The sequence below is a fragment of the Escherichia sp. SCLE84 genome (assembly GCF_012584495.1).
Lineage (GTDB): Bacteria > Pseudomonadota > Gammaproteobacteria > Enterobacterales > Enterobacteriaceae > ECMA0423.
In genome coordinates, this window is the sequence record NZ_CP051430.1 from 747,599 (window position 1) to 770,912 (window position 23,314).

The window sequence follows — 23,314 nt, forward strand, 5'->3', positions numbered from 1 at the left end:
TGTTCGCCCCCTTACGCCTTCTCGATGTTGACTAAGAACGCTTTATATTCCGGCGTTTGCGAGTTTGCATCACCGACATTCGGCGTCAGAGTGTTAGCGATATAACCTTTACGCGCGACACCCTCAAAGCCCCAGTGGATTGGAATACCCACCGTTTCAACCTGCTGACCGTTTACATTCAGCGGCTTCAGACGGCGCGTTACCACAGCCACCGCGCGGATAAATCCACGCTTGCTTGAGACAGTGACACGATCGCCATTATTAATGCCTTTCGCCGCCGCCAGCGTTTCGCTGATTTCCACAAACTGTTCCGGCTGAGCAATTGCGTTGAGCAATGCGTGCTTGGTCCAGGTGTGGAAGTGCTCGGTCAGACGATAGGTCGTACCCACATACGGGAACTGCTCTTTTTTACCCATCCGCAGCGCGTCTTGTTCATACAGACGAACAACCGGGTTAGACACCACGTTCGGATGCAGCGGGTTAGTGCCCAGCGGCGTTTCAATCGGCTCGTAGTGTTCCGGGAACGGACCTTCCGCCATTTTGTTGATGGCAAACAGGCGTCCCATCCCTTCCGGCTGCATGATAAACGGCCCGGTTGGCGTACCCGGTGCGGCATTGCCGAAGTCCGGAATATCGTTACCCGTCCACTTGCTGCCGTTCCACTGGATCAGCATCCGTTTCGGATCCCACGGTTTACCGTTGATATCCGCCGAAGCACGGTTGTACAGCACGCGACGGTTGAGCGGCCACGCCCAGGCCCATCCCAGCGTATTCCCCAGACCGGACGGGTCGGAGTTATCGCGGTTAGCCATCTGGTTGCCCTGCTCTGTCCAGCTACCGGTGTAGATCCAGCAAGACGATGCGGTGGTACCGTCATCACGCAGATGCGCAAAGCTACTCAGCAACTGACCTTTCTTCGCAATCAGCACGCCATTAGCGTCATAGAGATCTTCCAGCGCATAGCCGTTGTTCTCTTTAGCTACTTCGTCAGATTGCGGTTCGTGCGGCTGCTTGTAGTTCCAGCTCATCTTCATCAGCGGTTCTACGCCTTTACCACCTTCGGCCTGGTACAACTCGCGCAGATGATGGTAGATACCCGCCAGAATTTCGCCGTCGTTACGCGCTTCGCCCGGCGCGTCCTGACCTTTCCAGTGCCACTGCAACCAGCGACCGGAGTTAGCGATAGAACCATCCTCTTCAGCAAAGCAGGTCGAAGGCAGACGGAATACTTCAGTCTGAATAGACGCCGGATCGACATCGTTCGACTCGCCGTGGTTCTGCCAGAAGGTAGAGGTTTCAGTCACCAGCGGATCGATAACCACCATGTACTTCAGCTTGCTCAGGCAGCTCACCACTTTGTTTTTGTCCGGGAAGGACGCAACCGGGTTAAAGCCCTGGCAGAAATAACCGGTGACTTTGCCTTCATCCATCATGTTGAAATACTTGATGACGTCGTAGGTCTGGTCCCACTTCGGCAGCCAGTCATAGCCCCAGTTGTTCTCTTTCTGCGCGGCATCGCCATAGAAAGATTTCATCAGGCTAACGAAGAACTTCGGATAGTTGCTCCAGTAGTTCACCTGATCAGCTAGCGTCGCTTTCGGCGTGTTCGCTTCCAGATACGACTGCAAATCAACCTGTTTTTCTGACGGCAGCGTCAGATAACCTGGCAGGCTGGTAGAGAGCAGGCCTAAGTCAGTCAAGCCCTGAATGTTGGAGTGACCACGCAATGCGTTCACGCCGCCACCGGCCATACCCATGTTACCGAGCAGCAACTGGATCATCGCCATAGTACGGATGTTCTGCGCACCCACAGTGTGCTGCGTCCAGCCCAGCGCGTACAGGAAGGTGGTTGTGCGATCCGGTGCGCTGGTGGAGGCCAGCACTTCACACACTTTCAGGAAGTCGGCTTTTGGCGTACCACAGATGTTTTCAACAACGTCCGGCGTGTAGCGGGAAACGTGCGCTTTCAGCAGGTTCCACACACAGCGCGGATGAGTCAGTGTTTCATCGCGTTTCGCATAGCCGTTTTCATCGAACTGATAGTTCCAGGACGATTTATCGTATTGCCGTTTTTCAGCGTCGTAGCCGCTGAACAGACCGTCTTCGAAAGCAAAATCATCACGCACCAGCAGGCTGGCGTTGGTGTAATGCTTAACGTATTCGGCGTTGATTTTGTCGTTTTCGATCAGGTAGCGCAAAACGCCAGACAGGAACGTAATGTCCGTACCGGAACGAATAGGTGCGTAAATATCCGCCACAGAAGCGGTACGCGTAAAACGAGGATCGACAACGATCAAGGTTGCATCGTTGTTGTTTTTCGCTTCCATCGCCCAGCGGAAACCGACGGGATGCGCTTCAGCAGCGTTACCGCCCATTACCATTACGACGTTAGCGTTTTTGATATCCACCCAGTGGTTGGTCATCGCACCGCGACCAAATGTTGGAGCAAGACTTGCTACCGTTGGTCCGTGTCAGACGCGCGCCTGGTTGTCTACCGCCAGCATCCCGAGGGAGCGGGCAAATTTCTGTGTCAGCATCCCGGTTTCGTTGCTGGCACCGGAGGCACACAGCATACCGGTAGAAAGCCAACGGTTTACCGTTACGCCCTGCTCGTTCTTTTCAATAAAGTTAGCGTCACGGTCAGCTTTCATCAGCTTTGCAATACGGGAGAATGCTTCTTCCCAGCTAATGCGCTGCCATTTGTCAGAACCTGGCGCACGATATTCCGGGTAGCGCAGACGGTTTTCGCTGTTGACGTAATCCAGCAAACCGGCCCCTTTTGGGCACAGCGCACCACGGCTTACCGGATGATCCGGGTCACCTTCAATGTGATAAATCGCTTCTCTGGCGTTTTTCGCGCCATCACCCAGGCTATACATCAATAGCCCGCAACCTACGGAACAGTATGTGCAGGTGTTACGGATCTCTTTAGCGCGTAATAATTTGTAGTTTCGCGCCTGAGCCAGTGCTTGCTTCGGGGCAAAGCCCAATGCCGCTACCGTTGTTCCAGCCATACCGCCCGCGCAGATTTTAAAAAATTGTCTGCGACTGACGTCCATTGCTTTCCTCTTTTTTCAGGGGTATTACTGCGCGAGGAAACTAACAGTAAAATTCTGAATCTTTTTGCGCGAAATCAAAAAGAACACGTGTTTGCCACAAAATAATCCGCCTGCGCAAATTGACCTACCTCAATAGCGGTAGAAAAACGCACCACTGCCTGACAGGCCAGTTAAAAAAATGCTATAAAATTCAGCTTAATTTTTAACGGCAAGAGAGACAAAACAGCGAGCATGACACGACAAAAAGCAACGCTCATAGGGCTAATAGCGATCGTCCTGTGGAGCACGATGGTAGGATTGATTCGCGGTGTCAGCGAGGAGCTCGGCCCGGTCGGCGGCGCAGCTGCTATCTATTCATTAAGCGGGCTGCTGTTAATCTTCACGGTTGGATTTCCGCGTATTCGGCAGATTCCGAAAGGCTATTTACTCGCCGGGAGTCTGTTATTCGTCAGCTATGAAATCTGTCTGGCGCTTTCCTTAGGGTATGCGGCGACCCGTCATCAGGCGATTGAAGTGGGTATGGTGAACTATCTATGGCCCAGCCTGACAATTCTCTTTGCCATTCTGTTTAATGGTCAGAAAACCAACTGGCTGATTGTACCAGGATTATTATTAGCCCTGGTCGGCGTCTGCTGGGTGTTAGGCGGTGATAATGGGTTACATTATGATGAAATCATCAATAATATTACCACCAGCCCATTGAGTTATTTCCTGGCGTTTATTGGTGCGTTTATCTGGGCAGCCTATTGCACAGTAACGAATAAATACGCACGCGGATTTAACGGAATTACCGTTTTTGTCCTGCTAACGGGAGCAAGTCTGTGGGTTTACTATTTTCTCACGCCACAACCAGAAATGGTATTTAGCACGCCCGTCATGATTAAACTCATCTCTGCGGCATTTACCTTAGGATTTGCTTATGCTGCATGGAATGTCGGTATACTGCATGGCAATGTCACCATAATGGCGGTAGGCTCGTATTTTACGCCCGTACTTTCCTCAGCGCTTGCAGCCGTGCTGCTCAGCGCCCCGCTGTCGTTCTCATTCTGGCAAGGCGCGCTAATGGTCTGCGGCGGTTCCCTGCTCTGCTGGCTGGCGACACGTCGTGGTTAAAATAATTGCCGGGTCTACGGCCCGGCAGTTAATCAGATAAATTCCGACAATATTAAAAAATAAATTTCAAATACCAGTAATTCACCTTATATCTCATTTCGACTTCGATCACATATCGATAAATAATATTATTTCATCTATTTTTCTCATTGTTTTTAATCACCATTCTATTTTAAAAACAGTATATCATTTATAAATGACGCCGTTTAAAATTCGTTTAGAAAATACGTTTAACGATAATTAAAAGGATTCTGTTAAATGAAATTAAAAATAGTTGCGGTGGTTGTAACTGGTTTGTTAGCTGCGAACGTAGCACACGCTGCCGAAGTCTATAACAAGGATGGTAATAAACTCGACCTTTATGGCAAGGTTACCGCTCTACGTTATTTTACTGATGATAAGCGTGACGATGGTGATAAAACTTATGCCCGTCTCGGCTTTAAAGGAGAAACGCAAATCAATGATCAAATGATTGGTTTTGGTCACTGGGAATATGATTTTAAAGGCTATAACGATGAAGCCAACTGCTCGCGCGGCAAGAATCTCTGATTGAGTTAAGTGCCCATCACAATATGATCACTGACCTTATATTACACAATCATCCCAGGATGAAAACAATCACTTTAAACGACAACCATATTGCACATTTAAACGCCAAAAACACTACAAAACTGGAATATTTAAACTTAAGCAATAACAATTTACTGCCAACCAATGACATTGATCAACTAATATCATCAAAATATCTTTGGCATGTATTAGTTAACGGCATCAACAATGATCCACTTGCACAAATGCAGTACTGGACTGCAGTAAGAAATATAATTGATGACACTAATGAAGTGACCATTGATTTATCAGGACTTAATTTAACCACTCAACCACCAGGGCTGCAAAACTTCACCTCTATCAATCTTGATAATAACCAACTCACACATTTTGATGCAACCAACTACGATAGACTCGTAAAGCTAAGTCTGAATAGTAATGCTCTTGAGTCAATAAATTTTCCTCAAGGCAGAAATGTAAGTATTACACATATATCTATGAATAATAATGCTCTCAGAAATATTGATATAGATAGGCTTTCATCAGTTACTTATTTTAGTGCGGCACATAATCAACTAGAGTTTGTGCAATTAGAATCTTGCGAATGGCTGCAATACCTGAATCTCAGCCATAATCAATTAACTGATATTGTTGCAGGTAATAAAAATGAACTCTTACTGCTGGATCTATCCCATAATAAACTAACAAGTTTACACAATGACTTATTTCCCAACTTGAATACGTTACTTATTAACAACAATTTGCTTTCTGAAATTAAAATATTCTATAGCAACTTCTGCAATGTTCAGACATTAAACGCTGCTAACAACCAGTTGAAATATATAAATCTTGATTTCCTGACTTATCTTCCATCTATCAAAAGTTTAAGACTGGACATTAATAAAATAACCCACATTGATACTAATAATACATCCGATATTGGAACTTTATTCCCCATAATAAAACAGAGCAAAACTTAAATTTTTTAAATGTTTCTGGGAAGAACAATTGCCCTACTATGCAGCTCATGTTATTTAATTTGTTTTCCCCAGCACTTAAGCTTAATACTGGCCTGGCAATTCTTTCGCCTGGTGCATTTGAAGTTCACTCTGACGGAATAGATGTGGATAACGAATTGTTTCACTATCCTATTAATAAAGCATATACCCCATATAATATACACACTTACAAGACAGAGGAAGTTGTAAACCAGAGGAATATAAAAGTTAAAAACATGACCTTAGATGAAATAAACAATACTTACTGTAATAACGATTATTACAATCAGGCAATAAGAGAGGAACCGATAGACCTTCTGGACAGATCGTTTTCCTCCAGTTCATGGCCTTTTTAGTGAATAAATCATCACTAATTCTATAAGTGTCTGGTCTTGTTGATAATATAGTTAATATGTAACCCTTTAGATTCACGATCTGAAGGGTTGAAACATGACATACGTTCAAAGATTAACCCCGTTTGAAGGTTAGCTTGTTAGTTACATTTAGTAACACATATCTGGCTACTTAATCCCCATTCTGCCCCCGCGGTTACGCTTTCTTATCTATTCTTTCAATCAGCACTTCACCCAATTCATCCTTAATTCTAATAACTGGCTATTGCGCCTTACCTCCTGTTTTGTCTTTTTTCATTACCAATGTGTGCATGTGAGGAACAATATGGCACTGCAAAATGAGAAAAATAGTCGTTATCTTTTACGCGACTGGAAACCAGAAAATCCTGCCTTCTGGGAAAATAAAGGAAAACATATTGCTCGAAGAAACCTCTGGATATCAGTCAGTTGTCTACTTCTTGCCTTCTGTGTCTGGATGCTATTTAGCGCAGTTACCGTTAATCTCAATAAAATCGGTTTTAATTTTACTACCGATCAACTCTTTTTATTAACCGCATTACCCTCCGTTTCTGGCGCATTATTGCGTGTTCCCTACTCCTTTATGGTGCCTATATTCGGTGGACGCCGATGGACGGTTTTTAGTACTGCAATCCTGATTATTCCTTGCGTCTGGCTCGGAATTGCCGTGCAAAATCCGAATACTCCTTTTGGGATATTTATCGTTATCGCTTTGCTATGCGGTTTTGCAGGTGCAAACTTTGCTTCGAGCATGGGCAATATCAGTTTCTTCTTTCCAAAAGCCAAACAAGGGAGCGCTCTTGGGATTAATGGCGGATTAGGAAACTTAGGTGTAAGTGTAATGCAGCTGGTTGCACCGCTGGTCATTTTTGTACCTGTATTTGCCTTTCTCGGCGTCAATGGCGTACCGCAGGCCGACGGTTCGGTGATGTCGCTGGCGAATGCCGCATGGATTTGGGTACCGCTACTGGCGATTGCCACGATCGCTGCCTGGTCAGGGATGAATGATATCGCCAGTTCACGCGCCTCAATTGCCGACCAGCTCCCTGTCTTACAACGCCTGCATCTCTGGCTGCTGAGCCTGCTTTACCTTGCCACCTTCGGTTCGTTTATCGGTTTTTCTGCGGGTTTTGCCATGCTGGCAAAAACCCAGTTCCCGGATGTGAATATTCTGCGCCTGGCGTTCTTTGGCCCATTTATCGGTGCCATCGCGCGGTCGGTTGGTGGTGCTATTTCCGATAAGTTCGGCGGCGTGCGGGTGACGTTGATCAACTTTATTTTTATGGCGATTTTCAGTGCCCTGCTGTTCCTTACCTTACCGGGCACAGGCTCCGGTAATTTCATCGCCTTTTACGCCGTATTTATGGGGCTGTTTCTGACTGCGGGTCTGGGAAGTGGTTCTACTTTCCAGATGATCGCCGTCATCTTTCGCCAGATAACCATTTATCGGGTAAAGATGAAAGGCGGTAGTGATGAGCAAGCTCAGAAAGAAGCCGTCACCGAAACGGCGGCGGCTCTGGGCTTTATCTCAGCCATTGGCGCAGTGGGCGGCTTTTTTATTCCGCAGGCGTTTGGCATGTCGCTCAATATGACCGGCTCTCCGGTCGGCGCGATGAAAGTGTTTTTAATCTTCTACATCGTTTGTGTGCTGCTGACCTGGCTGGTTTATGGTCGGCGGAAGTTCAGCCAAAAATAAGAGATCGATGCCTGATGTACAACCGTGTCGCATCCGACAAGGCATCAGATCCCAATTCATTCCTGGAGCAGGAGTCATGTCATGAGTAAACTTTTGGATCGCTTTCGCTACTTCAAACAAAAGGGCGAAACCTTTGCCGATGGTCACGGACAGGTGATGCATAGCAACCGCGACTGGGAGGACAGCTATCGCCAGCGTTGGCAGTTCGACAAAATCGTGCGTTCCACCCACGGTGTTAACTGTACAGGCTCCTGTAGCTGGAAAATCTACGTTAAAAATGGTCTGGTGACCTGGGAAATCCAACAGACCGACTACCCGCGCACTCGCCCTGACCTGCCCAATCATGAACCTCGCGGCTGCCCGCGTGGCGCAAGTTACTCCTGGTATCTTTACAGCGCTAACCGCCTGAAATACCCGCTCATTCGTAAACGACTGATTGAACTGTGGCGCGAAGCCCTCAAGCAACACAGCGATCCGGTACTGGCGTGGGCATCGATTATGAACGATCCGCAAAAGTGCCTGAGCTACAAACAAGTGCGTGGGCGCGGCGGGTTTATCCGCTCCAACTGGCAGGAACTAAACCAGCTGATTGCCGCCGCTAACGTCTGGACCATCAAAACCTACGGCCCGGATCGCGTTGCCGGTTTCTCGCCGATCCCGGCGATGTCGATGGTTTCTTACGCCGCCGGAACGCGTTATCTGTCACTGCTTGGCGGCACCTGTTTAAGCTTCTACGACTGGTATTGCGACCTGCCGCCCGCCTCGCCGATGACCTGGGGCGAGCAAACCGACGTACCGGAATCTGCCGACTGGTATAACTCCAGCTACATCATCGCCTGGGGGTCTAACGTACCGCAGACACGTACGCCGGACGCCCACTTCTTTACCGAAGTACGCTACAAAGGCACTAAAACCATCGCCATTACCCCTGACTACTCTGAAGTGGCCAAATTGTGCGACCAGTGGCTGGCACCGAAACAAGGCACTGATAGCGCCCTGGCGATGGCAATGGGCCATGTGATTTTAAAAGAGTTTCATCTCGATAATCCCAGCGACTACTTTATCAACTACTGCCGCCGCTACAGCGACATGCCGATGCTGGTAATGCTGGAGCCTCGCGACGATGGTAGCTACGTTCCCGGGCGCATGATCCGCGCATCTGACCTGGTGGATGGACTGGGCGAAAGCAACAATCCGCAGTGGAAAACCGTAGCAGTTAATACCGCAGGTGAATTGGTAGTGCCGAACGGTTCGATTGGTTTCCGCTGGGGAGAAAAAGGCAAATGGAATCTGGAATCCATTGCCGCCGGTACGGAAACCGAATTGTCGTTAACCCTGCTCGGTCAACATGACGCTGTTGCAGGCGTGGCCTTCCCCTACTTTGGCGGCATTGAAAATCCGCATTTTCGCAGCGTAAAACACAATCCGGTGCTGGTGCGCCAATTGCCCGTTAAAAACCTGACGTTAGTCGATGGCAACACCTGTCCGGTGGTCAGCGTTTATGATTTGGTACTGGCGAATTACGGCCTCGATCGCGGGCTGGAAGATGAAAACAGTGCGAAAGATTACGCTGAAATCAAACCGTACACCCCAGCCTGGGGTGAGCAAATTACCGGCGTGCCGCGCCAGTATATTGAATCCATCGCTCGTGAATTTGCCGATACTGCCCATAAAACGCATGGGCGCTCAATGATTATCCTCGGCGCTGGCGTCAACCACTGGTATCACATGGATATGAACTACCGTGGGATGATCAATATGCTGATCTTCTGCGGTTGTGTCGGGCAAAGCGGTGGCGGCTGGGCACACTATGTCGGCCAGGAAAAACTGCGCCCACAAACCGGCTGGTTGCCACTGGCCTTTGCGCTCGACTGGAACCGACCACCGCGCCAAATGAACAGCACCTCGTTTTTCTACAATCATTCCAGCCAATGGCGCTATGAAAAAGTCTCTGCTCAGGAGTTACTTTCACCGCTCGCCGATGCCAGTAAGTACAGCGGTCATCTGATTGATTTCAACGTTCGCGCCGAACGTATGGGCTGGCTACCTTCTGCGCCGCAGCTGGGGCGTAACCCGCTCGGGATTAAAGCTGAAGCCGACAAGGCCGGATTATCCCCCACAGAATTTACCGCCCAGGCGCTGAAATCGGGCGATTTACGTATGGCCTGCGAACAACCAGATAGCGGCAGCAATCATCCGCGTAATTTGTTTGTCTGGCGCTCTAACCTGCTTGGCTCCTCCGGCAAAGGCCACGAGTATATGCAGAAGTATCTGCTGGGGACCGAAAGTGGGATTCAGGGCGAGGAACTCGGTGCCAGCGACGGGATCAAACCGGAAGAAGTCGAGTGGCAAACTGCGGCGATTGAAGGCAAGCTCGACCTGCTAGTGACGCTCGACTTCCGCATGTCCAGTACCTGCCTGTTCTCCGATATCGTTCTGCCCACCGCCACCTGGTACGAAAAAGACGATATGAACACCTCGGATATGCATCCGTTTATTCATCCGCTTTCTGCGGCGGTCGATCCGGCGTGGGAATCACGCAGCGACTGGGAAATCTACAAAGGTATCGCCAAAGCATTTTCGCAAGTGTGCGTGGGTCATCTTGGCAAAGAAACCGACGTGGTATTACAACCCCTACTGCATGACTCTCCGGCAGAGCTCTCACAGCCGTGTGAAGTGCTCGACTGGCGCAAAGGCGAATGCGATCTGATTCCAGGCAAAACCGCGCCGAATATTGTGGCGGTGGAGCGCGACTACCCTGCTACGTATGAACGCTTTACCTCGCTCGGGCCATTGATGGACAAACTTGGCAATGGCGGTAAAGGGATTTCGTGGAATACGCAGGATGAAATCGATTTCCTCGGCAAACTCAATTACACCAAGCGTGATGGCCCGGCACAGGGGCGTCCGCTGATTGACACCGCCATTGACGCTTCAGAAGTGATTCTGGCACTGGCACCGGAAACCAACGGTCATGTTGTAGTCAAAGCGTGGCAGGCGCTGGGCGAGATCACCGGGCGCGAACATACCCATCTGGCGCTGCACAAAGAGGACGAGAAGATTCGCTTTCGCGATATTCAGGCGCAGCCGCGTAAAATTATCTCCAGCCCCACCTGGTCCGGTCTGGAAAGCGATCACGTATCCTATAACGCGGGATACACCAACGTTCATGAGTTAATTCCGTGGCGCACGCTGTCGGGACGCCAGCAGCTCTATCAGGATCATCCGTGGATGCGTGCTTTTGGTGAAAGCCTGGTGGCTTATCGCCCGCCTATCGACACCCGTAGCGTCAGTGAGATGCGCCAGATACCGCCAAACGGCTTCCCGGAAAAAGCACTTAACTTCCTGACGCCGCACCAGAAATGGGGCATTCACTCAACCTACAGTGAAAACCTGCTAATGCTGACGCTCTCTCGCGGTGGACCGATTGTCTGGATCAGCGAAACAGATGCCCGAGAACTGACCATTGTCGATAACGACTGGGTGGAAGTATTCAACGCCAACGGCGCGCTGACTGCCCGCGCGGTGGTCAGCCAACGTGTACCGCCGGGCATGACCATGATGTATCACGCCCAGGAACGCATTATGAATATTCCTGGTTCGGAAGTAACTGGCATGCGCGGCGGCATTCATAACTCGGTCACCCGCGTTTGCCCGAAACCAACGCATATGATTGGCGGTTACGCGCAGCTGGCCTGGGGCTTTAACTACTACGGCACCGTCGGATCGAACCGCGATGAGTTCATCATGATCCGCAAGATGAAGAACGTTAACTGGCTGGATGATGAAGGTCGCGATCAGGTACAGGAGGCGAAAAAATGAAAATCCGTTCACAAGTCGGCATGGTGCTTAACCTCGACAAATGTATCGGCTGCCATACCTGTTCGGTGACCTGTAAAAACGTCTGGACCGGGCGCGAAGGCATGGAGTACGCATGGTTTAACAACGTCGAAACCAAACCGGGCATTGGTTATCCGAAAAACTGGGAAGATCAGGAAGAGTGGCAAGGCGGCTGGGTCCGCGATGTGAATGGCAAGATCCGTCCGCGTCTGGGCAGCAAGATGGGCGTAATAACCAAAATCTTCGCCAACCCGGTGGTGCCGCAGATTGATGATTACTACGAACCTTTCACCTTCGACTACGAACATTTGCATAGCGCACCGGAAGGCAAACATATCCCTACTGCTCGCCCGCGTTCACTGATTGACGGCAAACGGATGGACAAAGTGATCTGGGGCCCAAACTGGGAAGAACTGCTGGGCGGCGAGTTTGAAAAACGTGCCCGCGACCGCAACTTCGAGGCCATGCAAAAGGAGATGTACGGGCAGTTTGAAAACACCTTCATGATGTACCTGCCGCGCCTGTGCGAACACTGCCTCAATCCCAGTTGCGTGGCGACCTGCCCAAGCGGCGCTATCTACAAACGCGAAGAAGACGGCATTGTGCTGATTGATCAGGATAAATGCCGTGGCTGGCGTTTGTGCATTAGCGGTTGTCCGTACAAAAAAATCTACTTCAACTGGAAAAGCGGCAAGTCAGAAAAATGTATCTTCTGTTATCCGCGAATTGAGTCAGGCCAACCCACCGTGTGCTCAGAAACCTGCGTGGGTCGCATCCGGTATCTGGGCGTGCTGCTTTACGACGCCGACCGCATTGAGGAAGCGGCGAGCACCGAGCGCGAAGTTGACCTCTATGAACGTCAGTGCGAAGTATTCCTCGATCCACACGATCCCTCAGTGATCGAGGAAGCCCTGAAACAAGGTATTCCACAAAACGTGATTGAAGCTGCCCAGCGTTCGCCTGTCTACAAAATGGCGATGGACTGGAAACTGGCGCTACCGCTGCACCCTGAATATCGCACCCTGCCAATGGTCTGGTACGTTCCTCCGCTGTCGCCGATTCAGTCCTACGCAGATGCGGGCGGTTTGCCGAAAAGCGAAGGCGTGCTGCCCGCCATCGAAAGCCTGCGTATTCCGGTGCAATATCTCGCCAATATGTTGAGTGCCGGCGATACCGGTCCGGTACTGCGGGCGCTGAAACGGATGATGGCGATGCGCCACTATATGCGTTCACAAACCGTGGAAGGCGTTACTGATACTCGTGCCATCGACGAAGTAGGCCTGAGCGTCGCCCAGGTCGAAGAGATGTATCGTTACCTCGCCATTGCCAACTATGAAGATCGTTTTGTCATCCCGACGAGCCATCGGGAAATGGCGGGCGATGCCTTCGCAGAACGCAACGGCTGCGGTTTTACCTTTGGCGACGGTTGCCACGGTTCGGACAGTAAATTCAACCTGTTCAACAGTAGCCGTATCGATGCCATCAACATCACCGAAGTGCGCGACAAAGCGGAGGGCGAATAATGCAGATCCTCAAAGTGATCGGCCTGTTGATGGAGTATCCGGACGAGCTGTTGTGGGAATGCAAGGAGGACGCGCTGGCGTTGATCCGCAGCGACGCGCCGATGCTTACGGATTTCACCCACAACCTGCTTAACGCGCCGCTGCTGGATAAACAGGCCGAATGGTGCGAAGTGTTTGACCGTGGACGTACCACATCGCTGCTGCTGTTCGAACATGTTCATGCCGAGTCCCGCGATCGCGGCCAGGCAATGGTGGACCTGCTGGCGGAGTATGAAAAGGTCGGCCTGCAGCTGGATTGTCGGGAACTGCCCGATTATCTACCGCTGTATCTGGAGTATTTAAGCGTACTGCCTGACGATCAGGCGAAAGAAGGATTGCTCAATGTTGCGCCGATCCTCGCCCTGCTTGGCGGTCGCTTAAAACAACGCGAGGCACCGTGGTACGCGTTGTTTGATGCTCTGCTGCAACTGGCGGGAAGCTCCCTTTCAAGTGACAGTGTCACAAAACAAGTAAACAGCGAAGAGCGCGATGACACCCGCCAGGCGCTTGATGCAGTGTGGGAAGAGGAACAGGTGAAGTTTATTGAAGATAACGCCACGGCGTGTGACAGCTCGCCGCTTAATCAATATCAGCGACGCTTTAGCCAGGATGTCGCGCCGCAATATGTCGACATCAGTGCGGGAGGTGGGAAATGATTCAGTATCTGAACGTCTTTTTTTACGATATCTACCCGTACATTTGTGCGACGGTGTTTTTCCTCGGCAGCTGGCTGCGCTACGACTACGGGCAGTACACCTGGCGCGCCTCCTCAAGTCAAATGCTCGATAAACGCGGAATGGTTATATGGTCGAATCTGTTCCATATCGGCATTTTGGGGATCTTCTTCGGGCACCTGTTCGGCATGTTAACGCCGCACTGGATGTACGCGTGGTTTTTGCCAGTGGCAGCGAAACAACTAATGGCGATGGTGCTCGGCGGTATTTGCGGTGTGTTGACATTGATTGGCGGCGCAGGACTGCTGTGGCGCAGGCTGACAAATCAGCGCGTGCGTGCCACTTCCACTACGCCGGATATCATCATCATGAGCATTTTGCTGATCCAGTGTCTGTTGGGGCTAAGTACCATACCGTTTTCAGCACAGTATCCTGATGGTAGCGAAATGATGAAGCTGGTGGGTTGGGCGCAAAGCATTGTCACTTTCCGTGGTGGATCGTCAGAGATGCTCAACGGCGTAGCGTTCGTCTTCCGCCTGCATCTGGTGTTGGGAATGACCATCTTCCTGCTCTTCCCGTTCACCCGACTGGTGCATGTGTGGAGCGCGCCGTTTGAGTACTTTACTCGTCGGTATCAGATTGTGCGTTCGCGGCGATAATTTCACCCTGGCCGGATAGCCCTTCGCTCTCCGGCCACTTGCAGGCTATGATAGTTCTCCAGTCACAGGAGAACGTTAATGAAACCGCAGGTGTACCACGTCGATGCTTTTACCTCACAACCGTTTCGCGGCAATTCTGCCGGTGTTGTTTTCCCCGCCGATAATCTTAGCGAAGCGCAAATGCAGCTTATCGCCCGCGAGTTAGGCCATTCGGAAACTGCTTTTCTGCTGCACAGCGACGACAGCGATGTGCGCATCCGCTACTTTACGCCAACGGTTGAAGTGCCGATTTGCGGTCACGCGACAGTAGCTGCGCACTATGTACGTGCGAAGGTGTTAGGTTTAGGAAATTGCACGATCTGGCAAACATCGCTGGCAGGAAAACATCGCGTGACTATCGAAAAGCACAACGATGATTATCGTATTTCGCTGGAACAAGGTACGCCGGGCTTTGAACTGCCGCTGGAGGGTGAAGTACGCGCGGCGATTATCAACGCATTGCATCTTACTGAAGACGATATTCTGCCGGGTTTGCCGATCCAGGTCGCGACGACCGGGCATTCTAAAGTGATGATCCCATTGAAGCCGGAAGTGGATATCGACGCTCTTTCGCCTGACCTTAATGCGCTGACCGCTATCAGTAAACAGATTGGCTGCAATGGTTTCTTCCCGTTCCAGATCCGCCCAGGCAAAAACGAAACCGATGGTCGCATGTTCTCGCCTGCGATTGGTATTGTGGAAGATCCGGTGACTGGCAATGCCAATGGCCCGATGGGTGCATGGTTGGTACATCACAACGTATTGCCCCACGATGGCAAGGTGCTGCGTGTTAAAGGCCATCAGGGGCGCGCATTGGGGCGTGACGGCGTGATTGAAGTGACGGTGACAATTCGTGATAACCAACCGGAAAAAGTCACCATTTCTGGCGCGGCGGTGATTTTGTTTCATGCCGAATGGGCAATTAAACTCTGAAACCGTTGCCTGATGCGCTTCGCTTATCAGGTCTACAACCGAGCTAATGTATGCCGGATAAGGCGTTTACGCCGCATCCGGCAACCTGACATAAATTATTTTCCCGCCTCCGGGTGCGTATCAAAAGCCGCCATCACCAGCGCTAACTCATCCACGGTAAAGCCATGTTTCGCATCATCCACGCCCAGACCAAACTGTTCTTGCATCACAGCATATAATGACGCCACATCCGGTAGATTTCGCTGCTCCACCGCGTGCCCATTTTCATAATGGGTAAAATGAAAATTGGTCAGTGTCAGCTTGCCGCCGTCCGGCAAATGGCGGCACATCAGCAAATGATGGCGAAAATGCGACTGCGGCCAGTGCGCCGACCAGAAATTGCCCATCACATAATCGCTTTGTTGCTGCTCGCAGAGATCAAAACGGTACATCGACTGCCAGTGCTGATGATGATTAAACTGCAACACCCAATCATCACCCTCCTGCAACAACCGATAATCTCCGTGTGGCGTGGTCTGCACGAGATCGGAAACTAAACGAATCGGCGCGGTTAGCGTCTGCCCACCGAAACCGACATCAGCAATCCATTTTTCCTCTTCCAGTTCCACCAACAGCAAACGATGGGTGCGCGGCGGTAATGCTGGCGGATTTGATAACACTACGCGCCCTAACAAGCTGCGAACGTTAAACTCCAGCTCGCGTAACACCCGCTCAAACACGCCATTCTGCTCAAAACAGTAACCGCCACGACGGGCTATCACCAGTTTCTCTTCCAGCGATTGATCATCAAGCTGTATTTCCCTCGGCAGCAAAACGTCGAGGTTTTCAAACGGAATAGTGCAATTGTGTTTCAGGTGCAATGCACGAAGCGTATCAATATTGACCGCAGCAGCTCCCGACCAGTTAATACGGGCAAAATAGTGATTCAGAATGGGCGTCATCAGGCGTTTCCCTTAGTGGTTTTCTCAACTTATAACCTGGAATAGACGCCGCACCGGCTATTTTGTGCGATCGCGGACATGCATCACGTTTGCAAATCGCCAATCCCGTTAATTTCGTTACTTATTGCGTTACGGACTACGCTTAAAAAAACCTTCTTCGCGAGGCGATACCATGAGCCGATTCATCCCCATAGAATTACACCATGCCAGCCGTCTGTTAAATCATGGCCCAACTGTCATGATCACCAGTTTCGATGAGCAATCCCAGCGGCGTAACATTATGGCAGCAGCCTGGTCAATGCCGGTGGAGTTTGAACCGCCACGCGTGGCGATTGTGGTAGATAAATCGACATGGACCAGGGAGTTGATTGAACGTAACGGTAAATTTGGCATCGTTATCCCGGGCGTTGCAGCAACTAACTGGACGTGGGCAGTGGGAAGCGTGTCGGGTCGTGAAGAAGATAAATTTAATTGCTATGGCATTCCGGTGGTGAAAGGTCCGGTGCTTGGTTTGCCACTTGTTGAAGAGAAATGCCTGGCGTGGATGGAGTGCCGCCTGCTACCTGCGACTTCTGCGCAACAAAAATACGACACGCTGTTTGGCGAGGTGGTATCAGCAGCGGCAGACGCACGGGTATTTGTCGAAGGCCGCTGGCAGTTTGATGATGATAAGCTCAATACGTTGCATCATTTAGGTGCTGGCACGTTTGTTACCAGCGGCAAGCGAGTTACGGCGGGTTAAGCATTACATGCTGTAACCAGGTTTCTTTATCAAAGCCTCCATTTGGGGCGCGATTTCGGCATCCCAGATAGCTTGCCAAGATTCTGGTTGAATCTGCTGTAGAGCAATGCTTATCGAACTGTCTTTACTGTTCAGATGGCGAATAATAACGTCGGTAATATCTGCAGCAAGTGCTGCTTTTTGTTGTTCGTCCAGTTCACGCGGAAAACATTTAATGTCGATGTGCGGCATGATTGTGCTCCTTTTGAAAGATGTCAGTAAAATTAACACACATTGTGAATTTTCAGTCCTTTCCATTCAAACGTGAAATCAATAAGTTCATCAGGGACATCGCAAACAATATGAATACGGATTTCTTCTCTGCCGTGACTCTTTTCACAAATTGCGTAACTGTCATGCTCTGGATTATTTAATTCTTTCAGCGGAAATTTTTCCTCAAAGGCTTTATTTAGCCACCCCTGGTTTCCTTTCACCGCGAATAAATAATCACCTCCCTGTTTTTGTATCTTCTCTGCTATATCTTTCTGGCAACCCATCGCATCAGTTGTGATGATTTTTCGTTTAATATCCAGCATGTTAAGAAGTTCTGGGATAGCTGTAATCTCATTAGATTTATCATCCGTCTTGATCTGTCCGATGACCAGACTGTGCATTGTTGAGAACGCACTAATGACATGAATCGCTCCCCTGCGGCGACTCTTGTCATAAGAGTGCCGGAGCGTTTTTCCATCAATTGCGATGACGTCTTTATCATCTGAAGAATGGCAGTCACGCATCCAGTTAATAAAGCACTCATGAAATTTTGCAGGACTGATACAGGATACAACTCTGGCAATAGTATCGTGAACAGGAATACCATTTTCAAAATCACCATATTGCTTCAAGAAATCGAGATGTGTTTCCCCGAAATCCTCTATATCTTCCCAACTTTCTGCACCAGAAATAACGGCACAAATAGTCAACAATAGAATATCCGATAATTTATGTTCCACTTTCCAGGCTTGTCTGTAATCGGGGGTAATAGAAATATGTTCCATCAATTTTTTAAGTTCCATTTTGTTCTCCTTAATTATGTAAGGAGTATTTGATCATGTATAAGCAATAAAAAACAGCTTCAGGTAATAAGGAATATCTCAATTTTTAAACATAAAATGCGAATTATTTAGTACAAAAAAGTAGCGTTACGTGATCTTTCCCTGGTGAACTCCTGATGATCTTTCCCTGCTACCATGGCTCTTTACCACAGCAGCCGGGGTTGTTTGGGACCGACTTCCGACAGCAGATCCCGGTGGGCCTGCCACCATCTCTTCACAAGCTTATGCTTATTACATGTTACATGCAAAACGTCCCGTTTTGCATCTTTGTGCCTACGGCACACCGTGATCTTTCCCTGATGAGGGATATATTAACTATTGAACATTAGCGCGAATTATTTAGTGCAAAAAATCAGCATCACGTGATGCTTTTCCTGCTATTAATAACCTCCTCTATTTAACTATATTTTTCATTGATGCAATTCGTAGATTTGAAGAAGTTCAACTGCCACTTTTTTATTTTTACTATCGCAATTTTTATACCATACCCATGCTTCCGTATTTTTTACTATTTTTAAATCATCCATAATAAAATCCCCACCAAAAACAGTAAAATACAATGTTTCCTCATTAAAAATAAAACTCACTGCCCCCCCCCTCTTTTATTTTAATTTCCGCTTCATTTGTGTTCAAATCAACTTTTTTAATTACTCCATGTAAGTTGGGTTTTGATAGTTTTTCTACGCCACCATCAGGAGCGGGTAATATACATCGTTTAAGAACTTTAGCATTTGCACATCCAATAACCAAAATTAGAATGCACACTCCCATGTTAATCGCATTAACGTGTCTTAAAACGTTCATATCTAATTCTCTCTCCAGGATGCGAATACATCCAACTTGTCACTTTCTTACACAACTCATCTACATCTTCATTCTGTGCACGGGTACATCCCATAGTTGGTTTCCAGCCTTGTCGAGGAGCATAAGGATCGCGCAACGATGATCCCCCACCATGTAGCCATCTTGCTCTAGTATCTGTAGTATAGATCTTCGTTGTGCCATATGCTGCCGATATTCCTGATCCATTTGTCTCACAACCAACGACTTCACCTGTATATGGATCACCAGCACCACGTTGAGAACGACGATCAATTCTATTGCTACAATCAAAAGTCATTGAATCACCTGTTTCAGGATCATAATAAATAGTCACTCCTCCAGTCATATCAGTAAGAACAAGAGGAGTTTCAGCACCTGCCCGGTCTGGAGCGGGAGGCCCATATACACTTATAACTCGTTCTAACCCCAGTGGATCAGTGTAACGTATTGGTGCCAGTGGATACGTGTATAGATTTATTCCCCCCTTCAACCCTATCGGATCCTGGGTGATATACCGCCCCTGCAACGGATCGTAGTACCGGTGACGGTTGTAATACAGTCCCGACTCCTCATCATACTGCTGCCCCGGCAAACGGTACGGCTGGTACAGGTGATGCGGGTTCTCCTCATTAAGCTGGTTCCCCCACTCGTCATACTCCCCGCGCCACGCCGTTTCCCCTTCCGGGCTGATAAGCGCCTGCGGCAGTCCCCGGTGGTCACAGTGGTAAAGATGCAGCCTCCGCTCCGGGATGTATTCCGCCTCCATCTGGCTTTCCATCTGCTCCACCGTCAGCCCGCACTGCGCAAGCCATGCCTCACTCTCCGCACTCACCGCACCCGCACGCAGTTCCCGCTCCAGCCTCCCCAGCATCACCGCCAGCTCCGCCGGAAGCGTCACCCCCGTGTCCTCCTGCAACACCTCCGCCAGGCTCCGGTGCCGCGCCTTCGCCTGTTCGCCATTCTCTGTTTCGATTCTCAGGAGCGGCGTGAAGCTTCCCGGCTGGTATACCGTCTGGATTCTTGTCTGTTGGGTCTGTACAGTGGTCAGCCTGTCACCGTCCCACCCGTACCAGGTCTCCTCCGGTTTACGCGACAGCGACATCCACCCCGTCAGGTCACGCTCCCGCCGCCACACCCGTTTTCCCGTCCGGCGGCCCAGCGGGTCATAGAGGTAGCGGCTCTCCACCTGTGGTTCGCCGTGCTGTATCCGCGTGTAGAACACCAGACGGTGCTGGCTGTCGTAATGGTAGTGGTGGGTCCGCTCGTCGTGCATCCGGATAACCCCTTCCGGGATGCGGTCCGTCTTCTCCGCCAGCCTGCCGTATTCATCGTAGCGATAGACATAGTGCGCATCTTCCGCGATGCGGTTATCCGGCCACGCCGTGAGGGTGCTGTCCGGGTGCAGTTCCGGGTCCGGCAGCCGGTTTCCTGCCGGGTCCGTCGCATACGGGATATCGATATCCAGGTTCGCTGCCGTAGTGTGGACGCCCGTCAGCCTTCCCGTGCCGCTGTAACGGTACTCCCGGCACTCCTGCGGGCCGCTGATGCGCACCAGTTGTCCGTTATCGTTCCACGTATAGTCACGGTCAAGCTGCGGAAGGTTCAGGTGCCTGCTCTGTAGCTGCCCTGTGAGGGTGTACGCCGTGGCCTGTTCGTACCCCGCTGTACTGCCCGCCCCGCCGAAGCTACGGGCCGTCTCGCGGTGCAGCCGGTCCCGCGTGTACTCGACCAGCGGCGTTCCGCCCAGCTTCATCCCCGCAAGATAACCGCTGCCATACGTCAGCCACTCCACCGGCGGCAGACCGTCCGGCTCCTGACGGGTCGCCAGCCCCTGTTCGCTGTACGCATGCCCCGTCTCATGCTCCCACAGCATCTCCCCTGTCTCCGGGTTCTCCACCGTCTGCCGTTCACCCGTCAGACGGCCTTTATCGTCATAGCCGTAGTGGACCACCACACGGTGGCCTTCACTCAGGTGGCTGATTTCTGTCAGCCAGCCGTGGTCGTCATACTGCCACTGCTCCGCCGGTTCACCGTTCACCGTGCGCCGGGTGATACGGTCCGACGCATCGTAATGCCAGAGGGTGATAAGCCCCTCATCTTCACTCTGCGTGAGTTTTCCGGTCAGGTCATACTGGTAACGTTGCGTCCGGCCGTCAAAGCCGCGCTGCTCCGTCAGCCTGTCGACCGGGTCATACCGGAACGTGGACTGGCTGCCGTTCTCGTTGGTCAGCACAGTGATGCGCCCGGCAGCGTCATACCCCATGCTGCGCGTCAGACCGCCTTCCGTCACACTCACCGGACGCCCGCGTTTATCATATTCGATGGTGCTGCGTTTACCGTCCGGTGATACCGTTGCTGTCAGGTCGCCTGCGGCGCTGTACTCATAACGGATTTCACGCCCCTGCGCATCCTTCTGACTGACCAGTTGCCCACGCGGGTTATAACTGCTGTAAGTGCTGATGCCTTCCTCCCGGTGAACGGCGATTTGTTGACCGTACCGGTCGTACTCATACCGCGTCGTGTACCCCGAGCAGTCCGTGAAGGCCAGCAGTTGACCGTAACGGCTCCATGCCATCTGTTTTGTACTGCCCGTCGCGTCCTGTATCCCTGTCGGCAGCTCACTCGCCGGGTCATCATAGCTGTACCGCGTTGTCTCACCGCTGCGCGAGGTCTCCGCCGTCAGCCTTCCCCTCTCATCATACTCCCGGCTGCTGCGAAGCCCGTCCGGGTACGTCACTGACGTCACCTGCCGCTGGCTGTTATAGCCATACCGCACCGTCCTGCCGTCCGGCCCCGTCACCGCTGTCACCGCGCCCGACGCCATATGCAGCCGGTACTCCGTCCGCCGCCCCGCCGCATCCGTCTGCGCCTTCAGCCTCCCCGCCTCATCATACTCGCTGCGGGTGATGCTCCCGTCGGCATGCTCCTTCTTCACCACCCGCTTCAGGCCGCCCTCGCCCTCCGTGTACAGCACCTCCCGCCGGTTCAGGCTGTCCGTGATGGTCACACGGTCCTGCCCGTACTCAAAGCGGTAGTCCAGCCCCTCCGGGTTGACCTGCTCCGTCACCCGGCCGGTATCATCATACCGGTAGCGGCTCTCCGGCCTCCCCGCATAATGGTGCGCCACCATCCGCCCGGCGTGCTCCGCATCATAAGCAAACCCGCGCACCTGCGTTCCGCTGCGGTCATACACCGCCCGCAGTTCACCACCGGCCGTGTACGTGTAGCGCGCCAGCGGCGCAGTCGGCTGTTCATCCGGGTATGCCGGGTCGTGTGTCAGCCATACCGCCTCCAGCCGGATACCGTTATCGGCACCGTACTCTGTACCGGCGGGCAGCGTGTCGGGGAAAACCTGAGAAGAGGAAACAGAACGGGGACTGGCCGGGGAAGATAAGGAAGAGGCGCGCTGTTTACGGAAGGCTTCCGCCCGCTGCGCCTGCGTGGTCAGCGCCAGGTGAAAACGGCGGCCCGCGCCGTCCGTCACCCCGTCACCGCGCCCGCCACGTCACCCTTAGCTGCCCGGTGAAAGGCCAGCGTCCGCCCGAAGCCGTCCACCACCCTCGTCAGCACCCGGTATGCGGGCGGCGGAGGCGGCAGCACCTCGTCCGCCCCCGGCACCCGCTCCGGCCAGCTGAGTATCCACCACGGCCCCTGAAGGCTGTTTGTCGCCAGGTACACATGCGGACTCAGGCGAACATCTTCCGGCAGCACCTGCCAGAGCGCGCTTAGCGGCTGCGAACTGTGCTGCGCCGCTACTCCGCCCCGCGCCAGCCAGAGTGACTCGCTGCGGCTGTAGCTTATCTCGCCGGGAAACAGCGGCTCAAAGTGAATGCTCCTGCCGCCGCTGTCGTTGAGTATCAGGCCTTCATCGCGTATCTGTAAGCGGATATCGAAGGGCGCTTTCCAGCCGGGACCAAACACCCCTACCGGCGCGGGCGTCCTGGTCCGGTAACTGCTGTAGGCGCGGGAAAGGATGAACGGCAGCGGGCCGGGCAGCGCAATGTCCGTCTCGCCCGGCAGCACCTTTGCACCCAGCACCGGGTTCACCGGGTTGCCATAATTTGGACTGTCCTTTTTTTTAGGACACACCGAGCAGGCAACCCCCGTCGGCGCGCCTATCAGCACCCCTGCTGAACCCTGCACAATATCCAGTCCCTTGCGGGTCATGTCGCCCTGCCGCGCCGCCGGTTTTCCGCTCATTCTCACTCCCTTATATTTATAC

General features: G+C 51.6%; 13 protein-coding genes and 4 pseudogenes. 10 read left to right on the plus strand and 7 right to left on the minus strand.

Annotated features, from left to right (window positions below; translation table 11 throughout):
* Positions 1-11: 11 nt before the first annotated feature.
* Positions 12-3,059, minus strand: coding sequence for a formate dehydrogenase-N subunit alpha (gene fdnG, locus HGD79_RS03900; RefSeq protein WP_077250785.1), 3,048 nt, complete (start codon positions 3,057-3,059; stop codon positions 12-14).
* Between the two features lie 231 nt (positions 3,060-3,290).
* On the opposite strand from fdnG, the gene yddG reads away from it, so the two are divergent.
* The 9 genes and pseudogenes from yddG (at position 3,291) to HGD79_RS03945 (ending at position 15,493) form a co-directional block, all read left to right on the plus strand.
* The gene (gene yddG, locus HGD79_RS03905; RefSeq protein WP_000198200.1) at positions 3,291-4,172 is read left to right on the plus strand and encodes an aromatic amino acid efflux DMT transporter YddG; all 882 of its coding nucleotides are present in this window, start codon (positions 3,291-3,293) and stop codon (positions 4,170-4,172) included.
* 258 nt (positions 4,173-4,430) lie between these two features.
* A pseudogene (locus tag HGD79_RS03910) lies at positions 4,431-4,706 on the plus strand (porin); the annotation flags it as partial.
* Positions 4,707-4,744: 38 nt separating this feature from the next.
* Positions 4,745-6,075: pseudogene (locus HGD79_RS03915) on the plus strand (leucine-rich repeat domain-containing protein).
* A 322-nt stretch (positions 6,076-6,397) separates the two neighbouring features.
* Complete coding sequence (gene narU, locus HGD79_RS03920) at positions 6,398-7,786, plus strand: nitrate/nitrite transporter NarU (RefSeq protein WP_001207905.1); 1,389 nt, start codon at positions 6,398-6,400, stop codon at positions 7,784-7,786.
* Positions 7,787-7,867: 81 nt separating this feature from the next.
* Entirely contained in the window at positions 7,868-11,608 is a 3,741-nt protein-coding gene (gene narZ / locus HGD79_RS03925; RefSeq protein WP_168848307.1) for a nitrate reductase Z subunit alpha, read from the plus strand.
* The gene (narH, locus tag HGD79_RS03930; RefSeq protein WP_000702560.1) at positions 11,605-13,149 is read left to right on the plus strand and encodes a nitrate reductase subunit beta; all 1,545 of its coding nucleotides are present in this window, start codon (positions 11,605-11,607) and stop codon (positions 13,147-13,149) included. Before narZ ends, narH begins: the two co-directional genes overlap by 4 nt.
* Positions 13,149-13,844: a nitrate reductase molybdenum cofactor assembly chaperone gene (gene narW, locus HGD79_RS03935; RefSeq protein WP_001166377.1), complete on the plus strand. Its 696-nt coding sequence runs from the start codon at positions 13,149-13,151 to the stop codon at positions 13,842-13,844. The genes narH and narW overlap by 1 nt, the downstream gene beginning before the upstream one ends.
* On the plus strand, positions 13,841-14,521 hold the full coding sequence (narI, locus tag HGD79_RS03940) for a respiratory nitrate reductase subunit gamma (RefSeq protein ID WP_000617115.1): 681 nt from the start codon (positions 13,841-13,843) through the stop codon (positions 14,519-14,521). The genes narW and narI overlap by 4 nt, the downstream gene beginning before the upstream one ends.
* 78 nt (positions 14,522-14,599) lie before the next feature.
* On the plus strand, positions 14,600-15,493 hold the full coding sequence (locus HGD79_RS03945) for a PhzF family isomerase (RefSeq protein WP_000804379.1): 894 nt from the start codon (positions 14,600-14,602) through the stop codon (positions 15,491-15,493).
* Positions 15,494-15,588: 95 nt separating this feature from the next.
* Here HGD79_RS03945 and nhoA read toward each other — a convergent pair whose 3' ends face one another.
* Entirely contained in the window at positions 15,589-16,434 is an 846-nt protein-coding gene (nhoA, locus tag HGD79_RS03950; RefSeq protein ID WP_000187896.1) for an N-hydroxyarylamine O-acetyltransferase, read from the minus strand.
* A 172-nt stretch (positions 16,435-16,606) separates the two neighbouring features.
* Here nhoA and HGD79_RS03955 point away from each other — a divergent pair, with 172 nt between their 5' ends.
* Positions 16,607-17,176 carry a flavin reductase family protein gene (locus HGD79_RS03955; protein ID WP_000085912.1) on the plus strand — a complete coding sequence of 190 codons (570 nt, stop codon included), beginning with the start codon at positions 16,607-16,609 and terminating at the stop codon, positions 17,174-17,176.
* A 3-nt stretch (positions 17,177-17,179) separates the two neighbouring features.
* Here HGD79_RS03955 and pptA read toward each other — a convergent pair whose 3' ends face one another.
* The 5 genes and pseudogenes from pptA to HGD79_RS03980 form a co-directional block, all read right to left on the minus strand.
* Positions 17,180-17,407, minus strand: a complete 228-nt coding sequence (pptA, locus tag HGD79_RS03960) for a tautomerase PptA (RefSeq protein WP_001120141.1) — start codon at positions 17,405-17,407, stop codon at positions 17,180-17,182.
* 50 nt (positions 17,408-17,457) lie between these two features.
* A pseudogene (locus HGD79_RS03965) lies at positions 17,458-18,231 on the minus strand (ISAs1 family transposase); the annotation flags it as partial.
* A gap of 449 nt (positions 18,232-18,680) precedes the next feature.
* Positions 18,681-18,857 carry a hypothetical protein gene (locus tag HGD79_RS03970; RefSeq protein WP_000008097.1) on the minus strand — a complete coding sequence of 59 codons (177 nt, stop codon included), beginning with the start codon at positions 18,855-18,857 and terminating at the stop codon, positions 18,681-18,683.
* Positions 18,841-19,074 carry a hypothetical protein gene (locus HGD79_RS03975; RefSeq protein ID WP_001774450.1) on the minus strand — a complete coding sequence of 78 codons (234 nt, stop codon included), beginning with the start codon at positions 19,072-19,074 and terminating at the stop codon, positions 18,841-18,843. Before HGD79_RS03975 ends, HGD79_RS03970 begins: the two co-directional genes overlap by 17 nt.
* A pseudogene (locus HGD79_RS03980) lies at positions 19,052-23,292 on the minus strand (RHS element core protein). Before HGD79_RS03980 ends, HGD79_RS03975 begins: the two are co-directional and overlap by 23 nt.
* Positions 23,293-23,314 lie beyond the last annotated feature (22 nt).